This window comes from Paraburkholderia tuberum STM678 (assembly GCF_902833905.1).
Classification (GTDB): domain Bacteria; phylum Pseudomonadota; class Gammaproteobacteria; order Burkholderiales; family Burkholderiaceae; genus Paraburkholderia; species Paraburkholderia tuberum.
In genome coordinates this window covers 192,331-210,719 of the sequence record NZ_CADFGP010000001.1, presented here as the reverse complement: position 1 = coordinate 210,719, position 18,389 = coordinate 192,331, and the positions used below count along the sequence as shown (strand labels likewise).

Sequence of the window (18,389 nt, the reverse complement as noted above, 5' to 3'; positions counted from 1 at the left end):
AATAAAAAAAGGAGCAAAGCGGGTTCTGGCTAGACGCGCGCTGGGGTTTACGCGGGCGCTGGTCGCCCAGGGGAAAGGTGTTTGCGCCGGAATGGCAAACGCGTTGACCGTCGAGGAGGCTTGGATCAGCGCGTCACCGCTGCCCGTGCCCTGCCCGACTTCACGCGCCAGTTCGCGAGCGCGCCGAGCGCCATCAGCACGCTGGTGCCGAGAAACACCGCGCGCATGCCGATGTGTCCGCCGACGAAACTGCCCAGCAACGGGCCAGCCACCTGCCCCGCGTATTGCGACGACACCGAGTACCCAAGGATCGCGCCCGTCACGTTCGCCGGCACGTTATGGCGGATCACGCTCGCGATGCACGGCAACAGGCCGCCCAGTGCCATCCCCATCAGGAAACGCAGCACGATCAGCTGCCAGCTCGCGGTGACGAACGCCTGCGGAACGAGCAACACCGCCGATACGGCGAGGCAGCCGACGATCACATTCCAGTGCCCGGCGCGATCGGCGAACTTGCCGAGACGCGACGACGAGATCACGCTGCCGAGTGCCGCGCCCGACATCACGAAGCCCGCGACCATCGTCACGCTTTGAGGCTTCGTGAGCTGGGCGACGTAGACGGTGATGATCGGCTCGATCGACATATTCGCGACCATCAGCAGCAGACCCGTGGCAAGCATCGCGATGGCCGGCCGCTTGTCGTCCACCGAGGCCCACGCGCCCTGCTTCGGCGCGCTGTCCGCGCGCTTGCGAACCGGCATTTCGCGAATCAGAAACGCCGTCGCGAGAAAGGCGACGAAGATCGCCGCGCCCGAGGCCCAAAAGGTCGCACGGATGCCGATCAACGGCGGCAGGAAGCCGCCGATCAGCGGGCCGACCAGATTGCCCGCCATGATCCCCGACGACAGCACGCCGAGCGCCCAGCCCGAACGCGCCTTCGGCGTCTGCGTCGCGACGAGGATCATCGAGCCCGACGCATAGCCGCCGAGCAACCCGGCGAGCAGCCGCAACGCGACCAGCTGCCACGCCGAGTGCGCCATGCCGATCAGCGACATCGCGACCGCCATGCCGAGGCTCGAGCGGATCAGCATCAGCTTGCGGCCGTAGAGGTCCGCGAGCTTGCCCCACAGGGGCGCGACGAGCGCGGCGCTGAAGAAGGTCGCGCCGAACGCGGCGCCGGACCACTGCACGATCGCCGCATGATCCTTTACGCCGAGCTGCTCGACATAGAGCGGCAGGAACGGCAGCAGCAGCGTCATCGCGACGATGGTCGTGAACGAGCCGAACACGCACACGCACAGATTGCGCTGCCAATGCGCGGCGGCTTCATCGCCGGCCGGCGGGGCGGCCTTGGCTGTCGCCGTGGCCTGCGCCTGCGGCGGCACCGGTTCGGCCGATGGTACGTCGAGCTTGCGATTCATCTTCGAGGCTTTCCAGGGTGACGAGGGTCTGTTCGAGCTATCCAAAGCATCGTAACGGGCTGCGCCGCCGCCAGACAGTCAACCCATCATCCTGGTATCGCTACTACCTCTTCGGAACGCGCGGGCCTGGCTGCGCGCCTCTTTGCAACTAGTGGCCCGCGGGCGACGTGCTGTGCGACGTCTGCGGCGCGGCCGCCGCCGATGCCGCCGCATCCGACACCCCCACCGCACCGCCCGGCAGATCGGCCGGCTTCGTCGAACTCACCGCATCCGGATAGAGCTGCATCAGCACGCGCAGCACGCCATTGGTCCAGCCAAAGCCGTCCTGCAGCGGATACTCGCCGCCCCCCGCCGACTTGCCGCTCGCGTCGACGTCGTACTTCTCGACCAGCTTGCCGGTGCGCTGGTAGTACGCGACGTCGGTGCGGATCCAGCGCGTCGCGATATCGCGCGCGAGCTCCGGCTCGCTATAGCGGCGCAGCCCGATCACCGCGAGGTACTGCAGCGGCGCCCAGCCGTTCGGTTCGTCCCACTGCTGGCCGGTGTTGGTCCGCGTCGTCGCGAGACCGCCCGGACGCAGCAGATCGCGCCGGATCGTCTGCGCCACTTCGCGCGCGTCGTTGCGTGTCGCGACGCCGGCGTAAAGCGGGTACACCGTCGCGGCAGTAAGCCGGTGCGTGAGCGTGCGGTGCACGAAGTCGTAGTCGCCGAAAGCGTGCAGTTGCGGGTCCCACAGCACCCGGCGGATCGCATCGGCGCGCACCCGGGCACGTAGTTCGAGATTCTCGGCGTGGCCTGCATCGCCGGTCACACGGTAGGCTTTCGCGAGCGTGCGTTCGAGGTCCACCATCAGGCAGTTCAGGTCCACTGGCACCAGCGAGGTCACGTCGATGGTCGCGAGCGTCCTGCCGTCGGCGAACCAGCGCGAGCTGAAGTCCCAGCCGGTTTCGCCGCCCGCGCGCAGGTTGCGCCACAAATCCCGCGCATCGCGTTGCGGTATCCGTTGCGCCGTCATCACATCCTCGCGGTACGACTCGTCGCGCGGCGCAGCGCGCTCGTCCCAGTAGCGATTGAGCAGCGTGCCGTCGGCAAGGCGCACGAGATGGTGCGCCGCGTTGCCCGGCGCGAGATGGTCGCTGCCGGCCATCCAGTACGCGTATTCACGGCGCAGCTCGGGCAGATAGCGGGCGTAGACCTGATCGCCCTCCTTGCGCGCGACGAGCTGCACCATCTGCGCGAAGAACGGCGGCTGCGAACGGCTCAGGTAATACGTGCGATTGCCGTTGGGGATGTGGCCATAGCGGTCGATCAAGGTCGAGAAATTGTTCAGCTCGTCGTCGACGAGCGCATGCTGGCCGCTCGCGTCGAGCCCCAGCAGGATGAAGTACGAATCCCAGTAGTAGATCTCGTCGAAGCGGTCGCCCGGCACGATGTACGGCGACGGCAGCGGCAACAGCGACGAGTACGGGCTCGCGCTCGCGTCCGGTTCGCGACGCAGCACGTTCCACAGCGTATCGATGTGCGCGGTGACGCTCTCGTCAGGATCGGACGCGTAGCGCTTCGGCGCGCGCGGGGGCAGCGTGAAGCGCTGTTCGACAAATTGTTTCAGGTCGAAGCGCGGCTGAGCACGCTGGCTGTCGTAGTCGGCGATGACCTGGGCCGGCGGCTCGCCTGGCGACATATCGGCAAACGTCTTGCTGTCCGGGTAAAGATGCGCAAGTTCGACGTCGCGATACAGCTCGCCGTACAGCTCGGACGGCGGCGTCGGCACGACCGGCGACGGCTGCGCGTGATCCGTGTTTTCGACGTGCCGGTCCGCGGCGCTGCTGGCGGTATTCGCGGCGGCGGCCGATGCGGGCAGCGTAACGGCCGGCGCGGCCGGCTGGGTCTGGGCGACCGTCGGCGCGGATTGCGCAATGACGCTGGTGCTTGCGGCGAGCGCCAGCGCGGCGGCCAGGTTGGCTACAACGCGGCGGTATGGCCGCTCGCGGGAATACCAAACGGGAAGATCGTAACGAAATGGCATCGGCGGACCCGTTGAGGACGACGCGGTGACGTCGACGTAGGCGGCCCGCCGCGCGCGCCGATGACATGCTGCACGCTACCGCGGGGCTTCGAGGCGGTCTCGCCAGCAAGTGCGGGGCCCGCTTCGCAAAACGATGTCGCGCGCAAGCGTTTCTCACCAAACTGCGCTCAAGGCATGAGCCTTCATCAGGCCGTGCATCCCGCCGTGCGCGCTGGCATTCACAGTCCAGCGCGGCCCGGTCCGGCGCCGGCTTGCGGCCCGCTCATTTTAAGCGGAAACCCAGCTTAGCCTCCGGTCCGGAATCCTAGTGACGCCGCCTTCGCGCGCAGATCCGCGAAGCGGTCCGCCGTCGGGTTGATCGCCAGCTTTTGCGACTGATCGATCGCCGCTACGGAGCTTGAGGGCGAAGGTGCCGCCGCCCCCAGACAGATCCCGCCGAACGGCCCTTGGGCGACCGTGAACGCGGGAGCGTCGGTACGCGGCGCGCCGTCGAGATCGAGCGCGTAGGCAAGATTGAACGTCGCCGGATCGCTGCCGCGCACGCCAAGCGGCTGTAAGCCGAAGCGCCATTGCAGCAACGCGTGAATCGAGCTGGGGTCGAACGGATAGCGGGTGATCGAGTTCGCGCGCACGCGCGGGCCAAGCAGCGCGAGCGGCACGCGAAAGCCGAGCTTGCCGTCGTTGCCGAGTGTGAGCTCGCTGTTGCTGATCGGCCTGGTGGGTGGCACCACGTGCTCGAGAAAGCCGCCCCATTCGTCGTAGACGACGATCATCAGCGTGCGGCTCCACGTCGGGCTCGTGCGCAGCGCCTCGTAGACCTGCGCGAGAAACGCCTCGCCGTCGCGGATGTCGGCATGCGGATGATCGTCGGCGGAAACGCCTTCCAGCTCGCCCGCGAAGGACGGATCGACCATGCAGAACGGCGGCAGCGTCCCGGCTGCGGCATTCACGAGGAAATCCGCAAACGGGCGCGAAATGCCCAGATAACGCGTGCCATAAAGCGCCGTGAACGGCACGTCATGGTAGTAGTAGTGACAGTCGATATTGCCGTCGCTCAGCTTGTCCCAGATCGTGGCGAGCGACGAAGTGTCGGTGCTGTCGTCGAGCCGATCCGTTGCGCCGCTATGCAGATAGACGCGATTGGGAAAGGTGCTGGTCAGAATGCCGCTGAAGTAGAAGTCGCCGATCGTATAACTGCTCGCCACGGCGTTGAAAAATTGAAGATCGGCTGACGTGTAGTAACCGATAGGCAGCAGGTCGCCCGGGTTCAGGCTCGTGCCCGGTGTGAGCAGCCAGCCATTCATCGCACCCGATGCCAGTTGCGTGCGCGCCCCCGAGAAGCTGTGATTAGGGTCCTGGTAGGCGCACGCCTGATAGCCGTACGCGGCATTCGCCGCGAGGGAAAACGGCGTTTGCGTCGCGCCGAACGCGTCTTTGAAGTGCTGGTTCGCGGGCATGCCCTCGGCCCCCGGCACCCAGCCGAGGAAATGGTCGAAGGAACGATTTTCCATCGTGACCAGCACGATGAAGTCGATGCCCGAACTGGCCGGCGCGGGCAACGCCGGGCGCGGCAGGCTGTAGCGGTCGGCGGCGTTGGGCGATGGAATGTCGGTAATCGAGGACGCGGGTTCGCCGGCGCTCCCGCCGCCCGGTTGGCCGTCTCCGCCCAATCCACCGCCGCCTCCGCAACCCGATAGCGCAACGCTGCCGGCCACCGCGGCCACGCCCGCAAGAAAGCGGCGGCGGTCGTGTCCGTGATTCTGGTGAGTCTCGTCGCCCATGACACGTCTCCTGGTTGGATGCGGCGCGGGCGTCCGTCCATGCCAGCCTGCCGCGAAGCAAAACGCGCGCGCCGATTCGAGCGGCGGGTTGGTCGTGGGCAGCAAGTTTCGAACCCGAGGTATCCGAGGGCCGTTGCGAAGCGGCGCTCGACGGTAGCATGGGACAAGGGCGATTCGCCTCCGCCTCGCGTGCTGACTACGCAGGCGCGGCGGTTACGGGGCCGAGGAGTATCGAAGCAGGCCGGCCGCTGCTCCATGCTTGCTGAACGGCGCGCTCTAGATCTCCACGCGCGCGCCGACTTCGATCACGCGATTGGCCGGTAGTTTGAAGAACGCCGCGATATTGCCCACGTTGTGCAGCATCACCGCGAAAAGCCGCTCGCGCCATAGCGCCATGCCATGGCCGCGTTTGGGCACCACGGCCGCGCGGCTCAGGAACCACGATGTGTCGTCCAGGTTGAAGGCCAGTTCCGGCGATTTGTAGGCGGCCAGCGTGCGCGGCAAGTCCACTTCGTCCTTGAATCCGTACTTCACCGTTGCGTGCCAGCAACCCGTGCACAGCGGCCTGATCTGCACGCGCTCCGTTTCGGCCACCCACGGCACGTTCTTCGTTATTACGCTCAGGAAAACCGTGCGCTCATGCAGCACACGGTTGTGCCGCAGGTTGTTGACGAGCGCGTGCGGCACCGCTTCGGCGTCCGGCGTCAGGAAGATCGCCGTGCCGCCCACGCGCGTCGGCGAACTTTCGAGCAGCGCAGCGAGGTACGGCTTGAGCGGCGTCTTTCCCGCCCGCACGCGCGCTTCGGCCAGCATCATTTCCCAGCCGCGTCCCCACGTCGCCATGACCGTGAACACGATCGCGCCGATCACGAGCGGGAACCAGCCGCCATCGACGATCTTGAGCAGATTAGCCGAGAAGAACAACGCGTCGATCACGAAGAAGAACGCGGTGGACAGCAGGCACAGCAGCCAGTTGTAGCGCCACGCGTAACGCACGACGAAGAACGTCAGGAACGTGGTGATGAGCATCGTGCCGGTCACGGCGATGCCATACGCGGACCCGAGCGCCGTGGACGAGCGAAAGCCCAACACCGCCGCAACCACGGCGATCAACAGGATCCAGTTGATGCCGGGCACGTAGATTTGCCCGATCTCGCGCTCCGACGTATGCACGACGTTCATGCGCGGCAGGAAGGAAAGCTGCATGGCCTGCATCGTCATCGAATAGGTACCCGAAATAACGGCCTGCGAGGCGATCACGGTGGCGATCGTCGCCAGCACGATCATCGGCACGATGGCCCACTGCGGGAACAGGCGGTAGAACGGGTTTTGCACCGCGCCGGGGTTCGCCAGCAGCAGCGCGCCCTGGCCCAGATAGTTGAGCGCGAGCGCGGGAAAAACGACGCCGAACCAGGTAAGGCGGATGGGTCGCTTGCCGAAATGGCCCATGTCGGCGTAGAGCGCCTCGGCGCCCGTCAGCGAGAGCACCACCGCGCCGAGCGCGACGAACGCGAGCCAGCGGTGATGCATGACGAAGCCGAGCCCTTCCAGCGGATTGAGCGCATACAGCACGACCGGCGCGGACATGATGTTCGCGACGCCCGCCACGCCGATCACGACGAACCAGAGCACCATCACGGGCCCGAACACGGCGCCGATGCCGCCCGTGCCGTGCTTTTGCGTGACGAACAGGATGATGAGCGCGGCGAGCGTCACTGGAATCACATAGGTCTTGAGCCCGGGCTCGACGACTTCGAGCCCTTCCACGGCGCTCAGCACGGAAATGGCCGGCGTGATCACGCTATCGCCGAAGAACAGCGCCGCGCCCATCACGCCCACCACGAGGAGGCCGCGACGCGATCGACGACGCCGCGAGCGCGAGCAGCGCCATGATGCCGCCTTCGCCATGATTATTCGCCCGCAGGATCAGTACGACGTACTTGAGCGAAACGACGATCATCAGCGACCAGAAGATCAGCGAGACGATGCCGACGATATTGAAAGCATTGAGCGTGAGACCGTTGCTGGGATCGAACACGGTGGCGAGCGTATAGAGCGGGCTCGTGCCGATGTCGCCATAGACCACGCCGAGCGCGGCCAGCGCGAGCGCTGGCAGAGCCGGCGACGCTTCGCCGTGGCCTTCCTTCGCCGGCGCGGCGGATGCGGAATGTGCCATGTCTGCCTCCTCATACGAATCGCCGTGAGCCGTGATGGCCGCGCCGCGGGTTCGCTTCGATTCTTTCGTTTCGTTGATGTGAATTCGTTTGGGTCGTACGGGCTGGATCGTGCCGGGTGTGCGCTAGAGAAAGTATAGAAATTTCCGGCGAAAGTGCGCTTCGCGCGGGATGCCAACTGCCGTCCATTGTCAGCTTAACGTCAGGCGGAACGGCGAAAGCGAAGCTACCCAGGCAGTGACGTCGCGCGTTTCCTGACGCGCATCAACGAGAGAATAAAGGCCGCCCGCCGCCAGGGGTTTCCCCTCCTTCGCCATACCGGAAAATAACCTAGTATCAATGAGTTAAAACTAACTAACTCATCAATTAGTCTGGTGTCCATGCCGCAAGCCGCCCGTTCCCGAATGGGTCGCCGTCCTCATCCGCAGGACTTCGACGCACGCGAACATCTGCTCGATGTCGCGGTGGCGCTGTTCGCCGAGCGCGGTATCGCCAACACGACGGTTGCGCAGATCGCGGCGGCGAGCGGCGTGACGTCCGCGATGGTGCACTACTGGTTCCAGACGCGCGAAAAGCTGCTCGACGCATTGTTCGAGGAAAGGCTCGTCGCCGCGTTCGGCGCGATCTGGGACCCGGTCGATCCCGAACACGACGAACCGCTCGCGCTGACGCAAGGCATCGTCAAGCGCATGTTCGATGTCACCGAAACCATGCCGTGGCTGCCTTCGCTCTGGCTGCGCGAGATCGTCAACGAAGGCGGTTTGCTGCGCGAGCGCGCGTTTGCGCGCATCCCCGTGCAAAAGCTCGCCGCGTTCGGTCAGAACATCGCGCGTGGCTGCGCGTCGGGTCAGTTGAACGCCCAGCTCGAACCGTTGCTGCTGTTCAACTCGGTGCTCGCTCTGGTGATGCTGCCGCAGGCAACCGCGAGGATCTGGCAGCGCCTGAATCCGCGTACCTCGTTCGATCGCGCGACGCTCGAACGCCATGTCGTCGCGCTGCTCGCGCAGGGCATGAGCGCAACCACGGCGGTCGAGACCAACGCCAAGGCCGCAACCGGGGCGACGTCCACCGCACGCCGCGCGAAGGGCAAGCCGTCATGATCGGGTTCGCCAGCTCATCCCGACGTGCCGCGTTGCTCGCGCTGTGCATCGCGTGCGCAAGCTGTTCGCGACCACCGGCGAACACGTGGCAAGGCTATGTGGAAGGCGAGTTCCTGTACCTCGCGTCTTCGCAGGCGGGACAGTTGACCGAGCTCGCGGTCTCGCGCGGGCAGACCGTCGCGCAGAACACGCCGCTCTTCGCGCTCGAAGCGCAGAACGAAACCGACGCCGTCGCGCAGGCGGGCGAGCAACTGCGCTCGGCCCGCGCCCAGCTTGCCGACCTTGGAACCGGCAAGCGTCCGCCGGAAGTCGCTGTGACGCGCGCGCAACTCGTGCAGGCCGAAGCCGATGCGACGCGCGCCGCGACGCAGTTGCGCCGCGACCAACAGCAATTCGGCGCGGGCGGCATCGCGCAAAGCCAGCTCGACGACTCGCGCGCGAGCGCGTTGTCGAGCGCCGCGCACGTGCGTGAGTTGCAAAGCCAACTGGCCGTCGCGCGTCTGCCTGGGCGGATCGAACAGATCCGCGCGCAGCAGGCGCAGGTCGACGCGGCGCAGGCCCAGCTCGGCCAGGCCCAATGGAAGCTCGATCAGAAAAGCGTGCACGCGCCGCACGCCGGCCTCGTGTTCGACACGATGTATCGCAGCGGCGAATGGGTGCCGGCCGGCAGCCCCGTCGTGCGCATGCTGCCGCCGGAGAACGTCAAGGTGCGCTTTTTCGTGCCCCAGGGAGTGGTCGGCTCGCTCGAGCCGGGCCGTCGCGTATCGATTCATTGCGACGGTTGCGCGGCCGATGTGCCGGCCGTGCTCAGCTTCATTTCGGACCAGGCGGAGTACACGCCGCCGGTGATCTTCAGCAACGAAAGCCGCGCGAAACTCGTGTTCATGGTCGAAGCCCGACCTCAGAGCGCCGATGCGCCGAAGCTGCGGCCCGGCCAGCCCGTCACGGTCACGCTGCAATGAGTGCGCCCGCGCCCCCCGGCAATGCCAGCGACCCCGTGTACGCGATCGACGTGCAGGGGCTGAACAAGCATTTCGGCACCAAGCACGTGGTCAACGATGTCACGATGCGCGTGCAGCGCGGTGAGATTTTCGGCTTTCTCGGCCCCAACGGCAGTGGCAAGACCACCTGCATCCGCATGATGTGCGGACTGCTGACGCCCGACTCCGGCAGCGGCACGTGTCTCGGCTACGATATCGTGCGGGACAGCGCGCAGATCAAGCGGCGCACCGGTTATATGACGCAGCGCTTCTCCTATTGGGAAGATCTGACGATCCGCGAAAACCTCGACTTCGTCGCGCGCATCTACGAGATGAAGAACCGCCGCGAGGCGGTCGATCGCGCGCTCGAACAGCTTGGCCTTCAAAGCCGTGCGAAGCAGTTGGCCGGCGCACTGTCGGGCGGATGGAAGCAGCGTCTCGCGCTGGCCGCGTGCATGCTCCATGAGCCGGAACTGCTGCTGCTCGACGAACCGACCGCAGGTGTCGACCCGAGCGCGCGCCGCGACTTCTGGGAAGAGTTGCATCGCCTCGCGGCGCGCGGCATCTCGGTGCTCGTCAGCACGCACTATATGGACGAAGCGGAACGCTGCCACAAGCTCGCTTATATCGCCTACGGCAAGCTGCTCGCGCAGGGCACGTCGAAACAGGTCATCGATTCGCAAGGGCTCGTGACGTGGGCCGTGTACGGCCAGAATCTCGTCGCGCTCGGCGACCGGCTGCGCCGCTCGCCCGGCGTCGAGCAGACGGTGGCGTTCGGTTCGTCGCTGCACGTGAGCGGTCCGGACACGCCCGAACTCCACGCCACGATCGACCAGCTGGCTCATTCGGACCCGGCGTTGCGGATCGAACCACAGGAAACCGGCCTCGAGGACGTGTTCATCTTCATGATGAACCGCTCGACCGACAATTACGCCACCCCTTCGGGCAAAGCATCGTGAATTCCGCGCGCCGACTTCCACGCTTTTCGCTGATGCGTTGGTGGAGCGTCGTGCGCAAGGAGTTTTTGCAACTGAAGCGCGACCGCATCACGTTTGCGATGATGATCGTGCTGCCGATCATGCAGATGGCGCTGTTCGGCTTCGCGATCAATACCGACCCCAAGCATCTGCCGACCGCCGTCATCGCCGCCGATCACAGCGAGTTCACGCGCAGTTTCCTGATGGCGATGCGCAACTCCGAATACTTCGACATCGTATCGACGCTGCCCGACGAAGAATCCGGTCGCCGCGCGCTCGCACAGGGCAAGGTGCTGTTCGTGCTGAATATCCCCGTCGGTTTCACGCGCGATCTGGCCAAGGGCGCGCGGCCATCGCTGCTCGTCGAAGCCGACGCGACGGACCCCACCGCGGTGGGCACCGCGCTCGGCGCGCTGCCGTCGATCGCGCAGTCGGTGTTGCAGAAGGACCTCACGGGTCCGCTGTCGACGCTCGCGGTCGGCCCGGCCGCTTTCGACGTTCAATTGCACCGGCTCTACAACCCCGAAAGCCTGACCCAGTACAACGTGGTGCCCGGCCTGATGGGCGTGATCCTGACGATGACGATGGTGATGATGACGGGCCTCGCGATCACCCGTGAACGCGAGCGCGGCACGATGGAAAATCTGCTCGCCACGCCGGTACTGCCGCTCGAAGTGATGACCGGCAAGATCGTGCCTTACGTGGCGATCGGCCTGGTGCAGGTCAGCATCATTCTCGCGGCGGCGCGCTTCGTGTTCAACGTGCCGTTCGAAGGCAGTCTGATCGCGCTGTATCTGTCCGCTCTATTGTTCGTTGCGGCCAATCTGACGATCGGCATTACGCTGTCGTCGCTCGCGCAGAACCAGTTGCAGGCCATGCAACTGACGATGTTCTATTTTCTGCCCAACATCCTGCTGTCGGGTTTCATGTTTCCGTTCGCGGGCATGCCGAAGTGGGCGCAGTACATCGGCAACCTGTTGCCGCTCACCTACTTCAACCGGCTGGTGCGCGGCATTCTGCTCAAGGGCGTCGGTTGGGCCGACATGTGGCCGCACGTATGGCCGCTGCTGATCTTTCTGTTCGTCGTCATGGGTATCGCCGTGAAGTTCTATCGGCGCACGCTCGATTGAGGAAGGCCTGCAATGTGTTCCGCTCCTGGCTTTCGTGACGCGGTTTTTCATCGCGCGGCTGGTTGGTCCCAGCGTTGCGCCATGCGCCGGCTGGCCGGCTTCTGCGCAAGCGCGGCATTGTGCGCGTGCAGCGTCGGCCCGGATTTCCATCGACCCGAGGTGACCAGCGTGTCGAGCTATACCGCCGCGCCGCTTGCGGCAAGCACCGTCGGAGCTGATGGTCCCGGCGGCGCCGCGCAACACTTCGTGCCGACCGAGGTGCCCGGCGACGGCTGGTGGCGCGCTTTCGGCTCGCCGGCGCTGGACGCGCTCGTGCAACAGGCGCTCGACGATAGCCCGACCCTCGCGCAAGCCCGCGCGAAACTCGACGAAGCGCAGCAGGACTATCGCGCGCAGGCGGGCGGCACGCTATGGCCGCAAGTCGATGCGAACCTGTCGACCACGCGCGAGAAAATCGATCCCGAGGCGCTCGGCTTCGGTCAGCTGACGCAGGGCCGCGCGTTTGCGCCGTTCACGCTGTACAGCGCACAGGTCACGGTGTCGTACACGCTCGATCTGTTCGGCGCGAATCGCCGCGCGCTCGAAGCGGTGGCCGCGCAGGTCGACTATCAGCAATACGAACTCGAAGCCGCGCGTTTGACGGTCGCGGGCAACGTCGTGACGGCGGCGATCCGGCGCGCGTCGCTCGCGCGGCAGATCGCCCTCACCGAAGCGCTGCTCGCCAACCAGATGCAGCAACTCGATATCGCCGAACGCCGCTATGGCGCGGGCGGCATCTCCGAGGTCGATCTGCTGAGCCAGCGCACGCTCGTGCAGCAAACCCGCGCGACGTTACCGCCATTGCGCACGCAGCTTGCGCAGACCGATCATCAACTCGCGATCTATCTGGGACGCGCGCCGGCGGAATTGGCCACCACCCACGACCTCGCCGCGCTCGACCTCGACACACTAGTGCTGCCGGCCGATCTGCCGCTGACCTTGCCGTCGACGCTCGCGCGGCAGCGGCCCGACATTCGCGCGTCCGAGGCGCTGCTGCATCAGGCGAGCGCGAACATCGGCGTCGCGACCGCGAACCTGTATCCGCGCATCACGCTGTCGGGCAGCGCGGCGACCGAACGCGTCAACGTGTCCGATCTGCTGACGGGCTTCAACGTGTGGAATTTCGGTGCGGGTCTCACGCAGCCGCTGTTCCACGGCGGTGAACTGCTGGCGCGCAAGCGCTCGTCGGAGGCGGCCTGGCAAGCGGCGCTCGCCGTCTACAAGCAAACCGTGCTGCAGGGACTGCAACAGGTCGCCGACGCGCTGCGAGCGCTCGATCAGGACGCGATTGCATTGCAGGCACTCGACGCCGCGCAGCGCAGCGCACAACACAGCGCAGGGATCGCCAGCCAGCGGTATGCGGCGGGCGGCATCAGTCAATTGACACTGCTCGATACGCAGCGTCAGGAATTGCAGACCGGACTCGATCGCACCAAAGCCGCCGCGCAGCGTTATGCCGATACCGCCGCGCTCTATCAGGCGCTCGGGGCGCGGCCTTGAGTCGATCGGTTGGTCATCGGTTTGCAGGCGTCTCGCGCCGCACCTTGTTCAGCACGAGGTACGCGAACGCGCCGATCACGATGCCCCAGAACGCGGAGCCGAGCCCGAGGAACGTCATACCGGATGCGGTCGCGAGAAACGTGATGACGGAGGCCTCGCGATGGTCTTCGTCCTCGATCGCGCCCATCACGTTCGACGTGATCGCACCGATCAACGCGAGGCCCGCCAGAATCGCGACAAACTCCTTCGGCAGCATCGTGAACAGCGCGACAATCGCGCCGGCGAACGTGCCGCCGATCAGATAGAACACGCCGTTCGCCATGCCCGCGATATAGCGCTTGTCCGGGTCGTCGTGCGCATCCTTGCCCGTGCACAACGCCGCCGTGATCGCGGCGATCACGATCGTGATGCCACCGAAAAACGCCACGCCGATCGACGCGATGCTCGTCGCGGTGATGATCGGCCGGGCCGGCGTGTGATAGCCGGACACGCGCAGAATCGCCATCCCCGGCAGAAACTGCCCGGTCAGACTGACGACCACGAGCGGCAAGGCAAGACTCAGCGTCGAACTCAGCGTCCATTCGGGTTCGATGAAGATCGGCCGCGTGACTTGCAGCGGCAGCGCGCCCAGGTGCGCGGCGCCGAGCGCGATGGCGAACACCGTGCCCGTCAACAGCACCAGCACGATGCAATAGCGCGGCAGCAGGCGCCTGAACACGATGTACGCGCCGATCATGCCGAACGCCAATGCGGGCATCGACGCCGCCGCCTTGAACGCATGCGTGCCGAACTGCAGCAGAATGCCGGCCATCATCCCGCAGGCGATGCCCTTCGGAATGCTGCGCACCATGCGGTCGAAATAGCCCGAGATACCGATCAGCAGAATGATCACGGCGGCGCTCAGATACGCGCCCACCGCCTGATGCAGCGTCAACGCGGGAAACAGTCCGACCAGCAGCGCGGTGCCGGGCGCCGACCACGCGGTCACGACCGGCACTTTCAGCTTCCAGCTCGCGAAGATGCCGGAGACGGCCGCGCCGATCGAGATGCCCCATACCCATGACGCGACCATCTCGTTGGGCATGTGGGCCGCTTGCGCCGCCTGAAAGAAGATCACAAGCGGGCCCGCGTACGAAATCAGCACGGCCAGAAAGCCGGCCACGACGGCGGACAGGGACCAGTCGGCCGCAACGGCGCGCGTGGTCGGCGCCTGGCTAGGGGTTGGATTCATCGTCGATGTGGGTCAGGGCCGCTCGCTAGCCCTGATCGCCGCCGCCGACCGGCAGCACGGTGCCGGTGATATACGACGCGTCATCGGAAGCGAGGAACAGGATCGCGCCGACCTGTTCGTCGATCGTGCCGTAGCGATGCATCAGGCTCGACGCGATCGTCTGATCGACGATGCCCTGATACCACGTCGCTTCCTGCTCGCTTTGCGGTGCCGTATTGCGCGGCACGCGGCGCGGCGGCGCTTCGGTGCCGCCGGTGGCGACCGCGTTGATGCGGATGCCGTGTTCGGCATGCTCGAACGCGAGGCTCGCGGTCAGCGCGTTGACGCCGCCCTTCGACGCCGCATACGGCACGCGATAAATGCTGCGCGTCGCAATCGACGAAACATTGACGATCGCGCCGCTCGCGCGCTTCAGCATCGCGGGCAACACCGCGTGGCAGCACCATAGCGTCGGGAACAGCGAACGCCGCACCTCGGCCTCGATCTGCTCTGCTTCATATTCCTCGTACGGCTTCGCCCAGATCGTGCCGCCGACGTTGTTGACGAGCGCATCGATGCGGCCGAACGCCTCGATCGCGAAGGCCGTCATCGCGGCCGCGCCCGCATAGGTTTCGAGGTCGGCGATGAACGCGCGCGCATCGCCGCCTGTGCGTGCGATCTCTTCGGCCACCTCGTGCACGATCGGCGAACGGTCGACCAGCACCAAAGCCGCGCCCTCGCGCGCCGCGCGCAACGCGACGCCACGGCCGATGCCCTGGCCCGCGCCGGTCACGACGAGCACCTTGCCCTTGAAGCGATTGGTAAAGGTCGAAGTCATGCTACGTTGCTCGCCGAGAATTTTTCGTAGTAGAAGTTCGCGGGCTCGACGCTGCTGTCGCGCAGCCAGCCCTGCACCGCTTCGACCATCGCGACCGGGCCGCACAGGTAGACGTCGACGTCGCCGTCGTTCAGCCATTCGCTATCCACATGCGCGGTCACGTAGCCCTTGCGCTCTTGGCTGCTCGCGGAATCGACGACACAGGTGCGATAGCTGAAATTCGGCAGCGAGCGCTGCGCCTCTTCGATCTGTTCGAGCGCGACCAGATCGATGTCGTTGGTCACGCCGTACACGAGGCGCACCGGCTGCAGGTTGCCGCTCGCCTTCAGCACGTCGAGCATCGACAAAAACGGTGCGATGCCGGTGCCGCCCGCGAGGAACAGCACCGGACGCTGCGGATCGCGCAGGTAGAAGCTGCCATACGGACCCGTGAAGCCGATCTGCTGACCAGGCTGCGCATCGTTGCTCAGAAAGCCGCTCATCTTGCCGTCCGGCACGTTGCGCACGACGAACGCCGCGCGCGTCGCGCCCGGCGCCGAGCTGAACGAGTACGACCGGCTCTCGCCGCTCGCGCCCGGAATCTCGACGTTCACGTATTGACCCGCGAGAAAGCTCGGCGCGCTCGCGCCATCGATATCGATCGAGAAATGGATCGTCGAATCCGACAGCCATTCGACCGCCGCGAGCGTGCCTTCGAAACGCGACACCCCGGTCTTGCACGCCGCCGACGACGCCTGCACGCGAATCACCAGATCCGAGCGCGGCCGCGTCTGGCACGCGAGGATATAGCCCTGGCTCGCTTCCTCGGAGGTCAACGCATCTTCGACGTAGCTCGACTCGGGCATGTCGTAGGCACCCGATTCGCACAGCCCCCGACAGGTGCCGCACGCGCCTTCACGGCAATCGAGCGGAATGTTGATCTTCTGCCGGTAAGCGGCATCCGACAGCGTTTCGTTCTCACGGCAACTGATGAAGCGCGTGACGCCGTCTTCGAACTGAAGTGCAATAGTGTGTTCCATGACCTGTCTCCTGCAACCGCACCGGCTAGATGTGGTAGATGTCGATGACCTGATTGATGTAGTCGTTCTTCAGCACGACGTACTTGCTCAGGATTTGCGGCTGCGCGCCGTTGAAGTCGATTACGTAGCGCGACATGCCGAAGTAGCTGTAGTTCGTCCTGTAGCGATGGCTCAGCGTGTGCCAGTTGAAGCGCACCGTGTACACGCCGTTGTCCGCGCTCTCCACTTCGACGTTGGCCAGGTTGTGGCTCGTGCGCGTGTCGGGCATCGTCGCGCTCGAACGCTCGGTCTTGATGCGGAACACGCGGTCTTCGAGGCCCTGGCGGTTCGGATAGTAGATCAGCGAGATCTCGCGCTGCGGATCGGTGACGAGCTTGTCCTCGTCATCCCACGACGGCATCCAGAACGACGCGTCCGGGTGATAGCAGGCGAGCCACTCGTCCCATTGCTCGTCGTCGAGCAGGCGGCTTTCGCGGAACAGGAAAGCCTGAATATCGGTGATGGCGATGTTGCTCATGCGCGGCTCCCCGGCGCATTCAGCGCCTTTTTCATCGTGTCGATCCAGTAGCGGTGCTGCACCGTGTAGAGGCCCTCGTCCTCGGTCTTCACACCGCTCATCACCGGGTTGAGGCCGATCTTTTGCGCGGCTTCGTCCGCGCCGTCGATCCAGTGCTTCGAACCGCGGCACATGTCGTTCCATTCGACCGCGCGGCCCGCATAGCCCAACTGGCAGGCGCGGAATTCCTCGAGGTCGTCGGGGGTGGCCATGCCGCTGACGTTGAAAAAGTCCTCGTATTGACGGATGCGGCGCGAGCGCGCTTCGTCGGACTCGCCCTTCGGCGCGATGCAGTAGATCGTCACCTCGGTCTTGTTGACCGACAGCGGCCGCAGCACGCGAATCTGCGAGCCGAACTGGTCCATCAGATACACGTTCGGGTAGAGGCACAGGTTGCGCGAGTTCTGGATCATCCAGTCCGCGCGCTCGGCGCCGCAGCGCGCGGCGAATTCCTCGCGGCGGCTGAAGTTCGGACGGTCTTCGGGATTCGCCCAGCGCGTCCACAGCAGCATGTGACCGTGCTCGAACGCGTAGAAGCCGCCGCCCTGACGGCCCCAGCTGCCGGCATCCATCGCGCGGATCTTGTCTTCGCGCGCGTTCTCTTCCTTGCGATGATTGGTCGTTGCCGCATAGTTCCAGTGCACGGCCGACACGTGATAACCGTCCGCGCCGTTTTCGGCGGTCAGCTTCCAGTTGCCTTCGTACGTATAGGTCGACGAGCCGCGCAGAACTTCGAGACCGTCTTCCGACTGGTCGACGATCATGTCGATGATGCGCGCGGCTTCGCCGAGGAACGTTTCGAGCGGCGGCACGTCATCGCTCAAGCTGCCGAACAGGAAGCCGCGATAGTTGCCGAAGCGCGCGAGCTTCTTCAGGTCGTGCGAGCCTTCCTTGTTGAAGCAGTCGGGATAGCCGGCATCCGCGGGGTCCTTGACCTTTAGCAGCTTGCCGCTGTTGTTGAAGGTCCAGCCGTGGAACGGGCACGTATAGGTCGCCTTGTTGCCACGCTTGTGGCGGCACAGCATCGCGCCGCGATGCGTGCACGAGTTGATGAACGCGTTCAGCTCGCCCTGACGATTGCGTGCGATCACGACCGGCTGACGGCCCATGTAGGTCGTGAAGTAATCGTTGTTGTTCGGGATCTGGCTTTCGTGGGCCAGGTAAATCCAGTTGCCCTCGAAAATGTGCTGCATTTCGAGTTCGAACAGACGCTCGTCGGTGAACGCGCTGCGATGCAGGCGGTAATCGCCGCGCTCGCGGTCTTCCAAAAGAAAGTCGTCGATGTTCTTCAGTTGTGGAGTGTGATCCGGGTAGATCGGAATCATGCCTGTCTCCTGGTTCGGACTGTTGGTATGCGTGCGACGCACGCGTATAGGGAGCGGCCTGCCTGCCGGGAGGCCGGTGGCCGGTTGGTCTTTCACGTCGGGGAGCGGAGGCGGTGCGCCTCCGTATGGCGTCAGGCCGTGGCGCGCAAGCGCTCGACCTTCGGCACGGGAGGCGGGACCTGGTGCCTGAGGGAATCGGTGGACAACCCTTGCATCGGGGTTGCGATATCAGCATGTCTCATTGCTGCTCCTGAACTCTTTCTAGGTCTTGGATCCCATGCGCGAGGATTTGCCTGCGCCGTCTCCAGGGGCC

Annotated in this window: 14 protein-coding genes and 1 pseudogene; 5 read left to right on the top strand and 10 right to left on the bottom strand. The window is 65.3% G+C overall.

Translation table 11 applies throughout. The features are described from left to right. Window positions 1-125: 125 nt before the first annotated feature. The 5 genes and pseudogenes from HWY30_RS00960 to HWY30_RS00945 form a co-directional block, all read right to left on the bottom strand. Entirely contained in the window at window positions 126-1,421 is a 1,296-nt protein-coding gene (locus HWY30_RS00960) for an MFS transporter (RefSeq protein WP_090810829.1), read from the bottom strand. A 148-nt stretch (window positions 1,422-1,569) separates the two neighbouring features. Then, window positions 1,570-3,447 carry an alpha,alpha-trehalase TreA gene (gene treA / locus HWY30_RS00955; RefSeq protein WP_244144724.1) on the bottom strand — a complete coding sequence of 626 codons (1,878 nt, stop codon included), beginning with the start codon at window positions 3,445-3,447 and terminating at the stop codon, window positions 1,570-1,572. 284 nt (window positions 3,448-3,731) lie between these two features. After that, the gene (locus HWY30_RS00950) at window positions 3,732-5,228 is read right to left on the bottom strand and encodes an alkaline phosphatase family protein (protein ID WP_090810827.1); all 1,497 of its coding nucleotides are present in this window, start codon (window positions 5,226-5,228) and stop codon (window positions 3,732-3,734) included. A gap of 276 nt (window positions 5,229-5,504) precedes the next feature. Then, window positions 5,505-6,041, bottom strand: coding sequence for a KUP/HAK/KT family potassium transporter (locus tag HWY30_RS42845; RefSeq protein WP_425199350.1), 537 nt, complete (start codon window positions 6,039-6,041; stop codon window positions 5,505-5,507). Between the two features lie 45 nt (window positions 6,042-6,086). Then, a pseudogene (locus HWY30_RS00945) lies at window positions 6,087-7,404 on the bottom strand (potassium transporter Kup); the annotation flags it as partial. A gap of 402 nt (window positions 7,405-7,806) precedes the next feature. Between HWY30_RS00945 and HWY30_RS00940 the strand changes: the two are divergent. The 5 genes from HWY30_RS00940 (at window position 7,807) to HWY30_RS00920 (ending at window position 13,128) form a co-directional block, all read left to right on the top strand. Beyond that, window positions 7,807-8,502 (top strand): TetR/AcrR family transcriptional regulator, encoded by a 696-nt coding sequence (locus tag HWY30_RS00940; protein WP_090810826.1) that lies wholly within the window; start codon window positions 7,807-7,809, stop codon window positions 8,500-8,502. Next, entirely contained in the window at window positions 8,499-9,464 is a 966-nt protein-coding gene (locus tag HWY30_RS00935; RefSeq protein WP_090810825.1) for an HlyD family secretion protein, read from the top strand. Before HWY30_RS00940 ends, HWY30_RS00935 begins: the two co-directional genes overlap by 4 nt. Continuing rightward, window positions 9,461-10,441: an ABC transporter ATP-binding protein gene (locus HWY30_RS00930; RefSeq protein WP_090810824.1), complete on the top strand. Its 981-nt coding sequence runs from the start codon at window positions 9,461-9,463 to the stop codon at window positions 10,439-10,441. Before HWY30_RS00935 ends, HWY30_RS00930 begins: the two co-directional genes overlap by 4 nt. Before the next feature lie 32 nt (window positions 10,442-10,473). After that, window positions 10,474-11,589 (top strand): ABC transporter permease, encoded by a 1,116-nt coding sequence (locus HWY30_RS00925; protein ID WP_090810822.1) that lies wholly within the window; start codon window positions 10,474-10,476, stop codon window positions 11,587-11,589. Window positions 11,590-11,670: 81 nt separating this feature from the next. After that, on the top strand, window positions 11,671-13,128 hold the full coding sequence (locus tag HWY30_RS00920) for an efflux transporter outer membrane subunit (protein WP_244144723.1): 1,458 nt from the start codon (window positions 11,671-11,673) through the stop codon (window positions 13,126-13,128). Window positions 13,129-13,141: 13 nt separating this feature from the next. On the opposite strand, the gene HWY30_RS00915 is transcribed toward HWY30_RS00920, so the two are convergent. Genes HWY30_RS00915 through benA form a run of 5 tightly spaced genes read right to left on the bottom strand, consistent with a single transcriptional unit; the run spans window position 13,142 to window position 18,076 of the window. Next, window positions 13,142-14,359 (bottom strand): benzoate/H(+) symporter BenE family transporter, encoded by a 1,218-nt coding sequence (locus HWY30_RS00915; protein ID WP_090810818.1) that lies wholly within the window; start codon window positions 14,357-14,359, stop codon window positions 13,142-13,144. A 25-nt stretch (window positions 14,360-14,384) separates the two neighbouring features. Further along, on the bottom strand, window positions 14,385-15,176 hold the full coding sequence (locus HWY30_RS00910; RefSeq protein ID WP_090810816.1) for a 1,6-dihydroxycyclohexa-2,4-diene-1-carboxylate dehydrogenase: 792 nt from the start codon (window positions 15,174-15,176) through the stop codon (window positions 14,385-14,387). Continuing rightward, window positions 15,173-16,195, bottom strand: a complete 1,023-nt coding sequence (benC, locus tag HWY30_RS00905; protein ID WP_090810814.1) for a benzoate 1,2-dioxygenase electron transfer component BenC — start codon at window positions 16,193-16,195, stop codon at window positions 15,173-15,175. The genes HWY30_RS00910 and benC overlap by 4 nt, the downstream gene beginning before the upstream one ends. 25 nt (window positions 16,196-16,220) lie before the next feature. Then, window positions 16,221-16,712, bottom strand: coding sequence for a benzoate 1,2-dioxygenase small subunit (gene benB / locus HWY30_RS00900; RefSeq protein ID WP_090810812.1), 492 nt, complete (start codon window positions 16,710-16,712; stop codon window positions 16,221-16,223). Next, complete coding sequence (gene benA / locus HWY30_RS00895; protein WP_090810811.1) at window positions 16,709-18,076, bottom strand: benzoate 1,2-dioxygenase large subunit; 1,368 nt, start codon at window positions 18,074-18,076, stop codon at window positions 16,709-16,711. Before benA ends, benB begins: the two co-directional genes overlap by 4 nt. Window positions 18,077-18,389: the final 313 nt, after the last annotated feature.

Excerpts from the sequence above, each read along its gene's own strand:
- HWY30_RS00960 (WP_090810829.1), bottom strand. The coding sequence starts at position 1,421 with ATGAATCGCAAGCTCGACGTACCATCGGCCGAACCGGTGCCGCCGCAG.
- treA (WP_244144724.1), bottom strand. The coding sequence starts at position 3,447 with ATGCCATTTCGTTACGATCTTCCCGTTTGGTATTCCCGCGAGCGGCCA.
- HWY30_RS00950 (WP_090810827.1), bottom strand. The coding sequence starts at position 5,228 with ATGGGCGACGAGACTCACCAGAATCACGGACACGACCGCCGCCGCTTT.
- HWY30_RS42845 (WP_425199350.1), bottom strand. The coding sequence starts at position 6,041 with ATGCTGGCCGAAGCGCGCGTGCGGGCGGGAAAGACGCCGCTCAAGCCG.
- HWY30_RS00940 (WP_090810826.1), top strand. The coding sequence starts at position 7,807 with ATGGGTCGCCGTCCTCATCCGCAGGACTTCGACGCACGCGAACATCTG.
- HWY30_RS00935 (WP_090810825.1), top strand. The coding sequence starts at position 8,499 with ATGATCGGGTTCGCCAGCTCATCCCGACGTGCCGCGTTGCTCGCGCTG.
- HWY30_RS00930 (WP_090810824.1), top strand. The coding sequence starts at position 9,461 with ATGAGTGCGCCCGCGCCCCCCGGCAATGCCAGCGACCCCGTGTACGCG.
- HWY30_RS00925 (WP_090810822.1), top strand. The coding sequence starts at position 10,474 with ATGCGTTGGTGGAGCGTCGTGCGCAAGGAGTTTTTGCAACTGAAGCGC.
- HWY30_RS00920 (WP_244144723.1), top strand. The coding sequence starts at position 11,671 with ATGCGCCGGCTGGCCGGCTTCTGCGCAAGCGCGGCATTGTGCGCGTGC.
- HWY30_RS00915 (WP_090810818.1), bottom strand. The coding sequence starts at position 14,359 with ATGAATCCAACCCCTAGCCAGGCGCCGACCACGCGCGCCGTTGCGGCC.
- HWY30_RS00910 (WP_090810816.1), bottom strand. The coding sequence starts at position 15,176 with ATGACTTCGACCTTTACCAATCGCTTCAAGGGCAAGGTGCTCGTCGTG.
- benC (WP_090810814.1), bottom strand. The coding sequence starts at position 16,195 with ATGGAACACACTATTGCACTTCAGTTCGAAGACGGCGTCACGCGCTTC.
- benB (WP_090810812.1), bottom strand. The coding sequence starts at position 16,712 with ATGAGCAACATCGCCATCACCGATATTCAGGCTTTCCTGTTCCGCGAA.
- benA (WP_090810811.1), bottom strand. The coding sequence starts at position 18,076 with ATGATTCCGATCTACCCGGATCACACTCCACAACTGAAGAACATCGAC.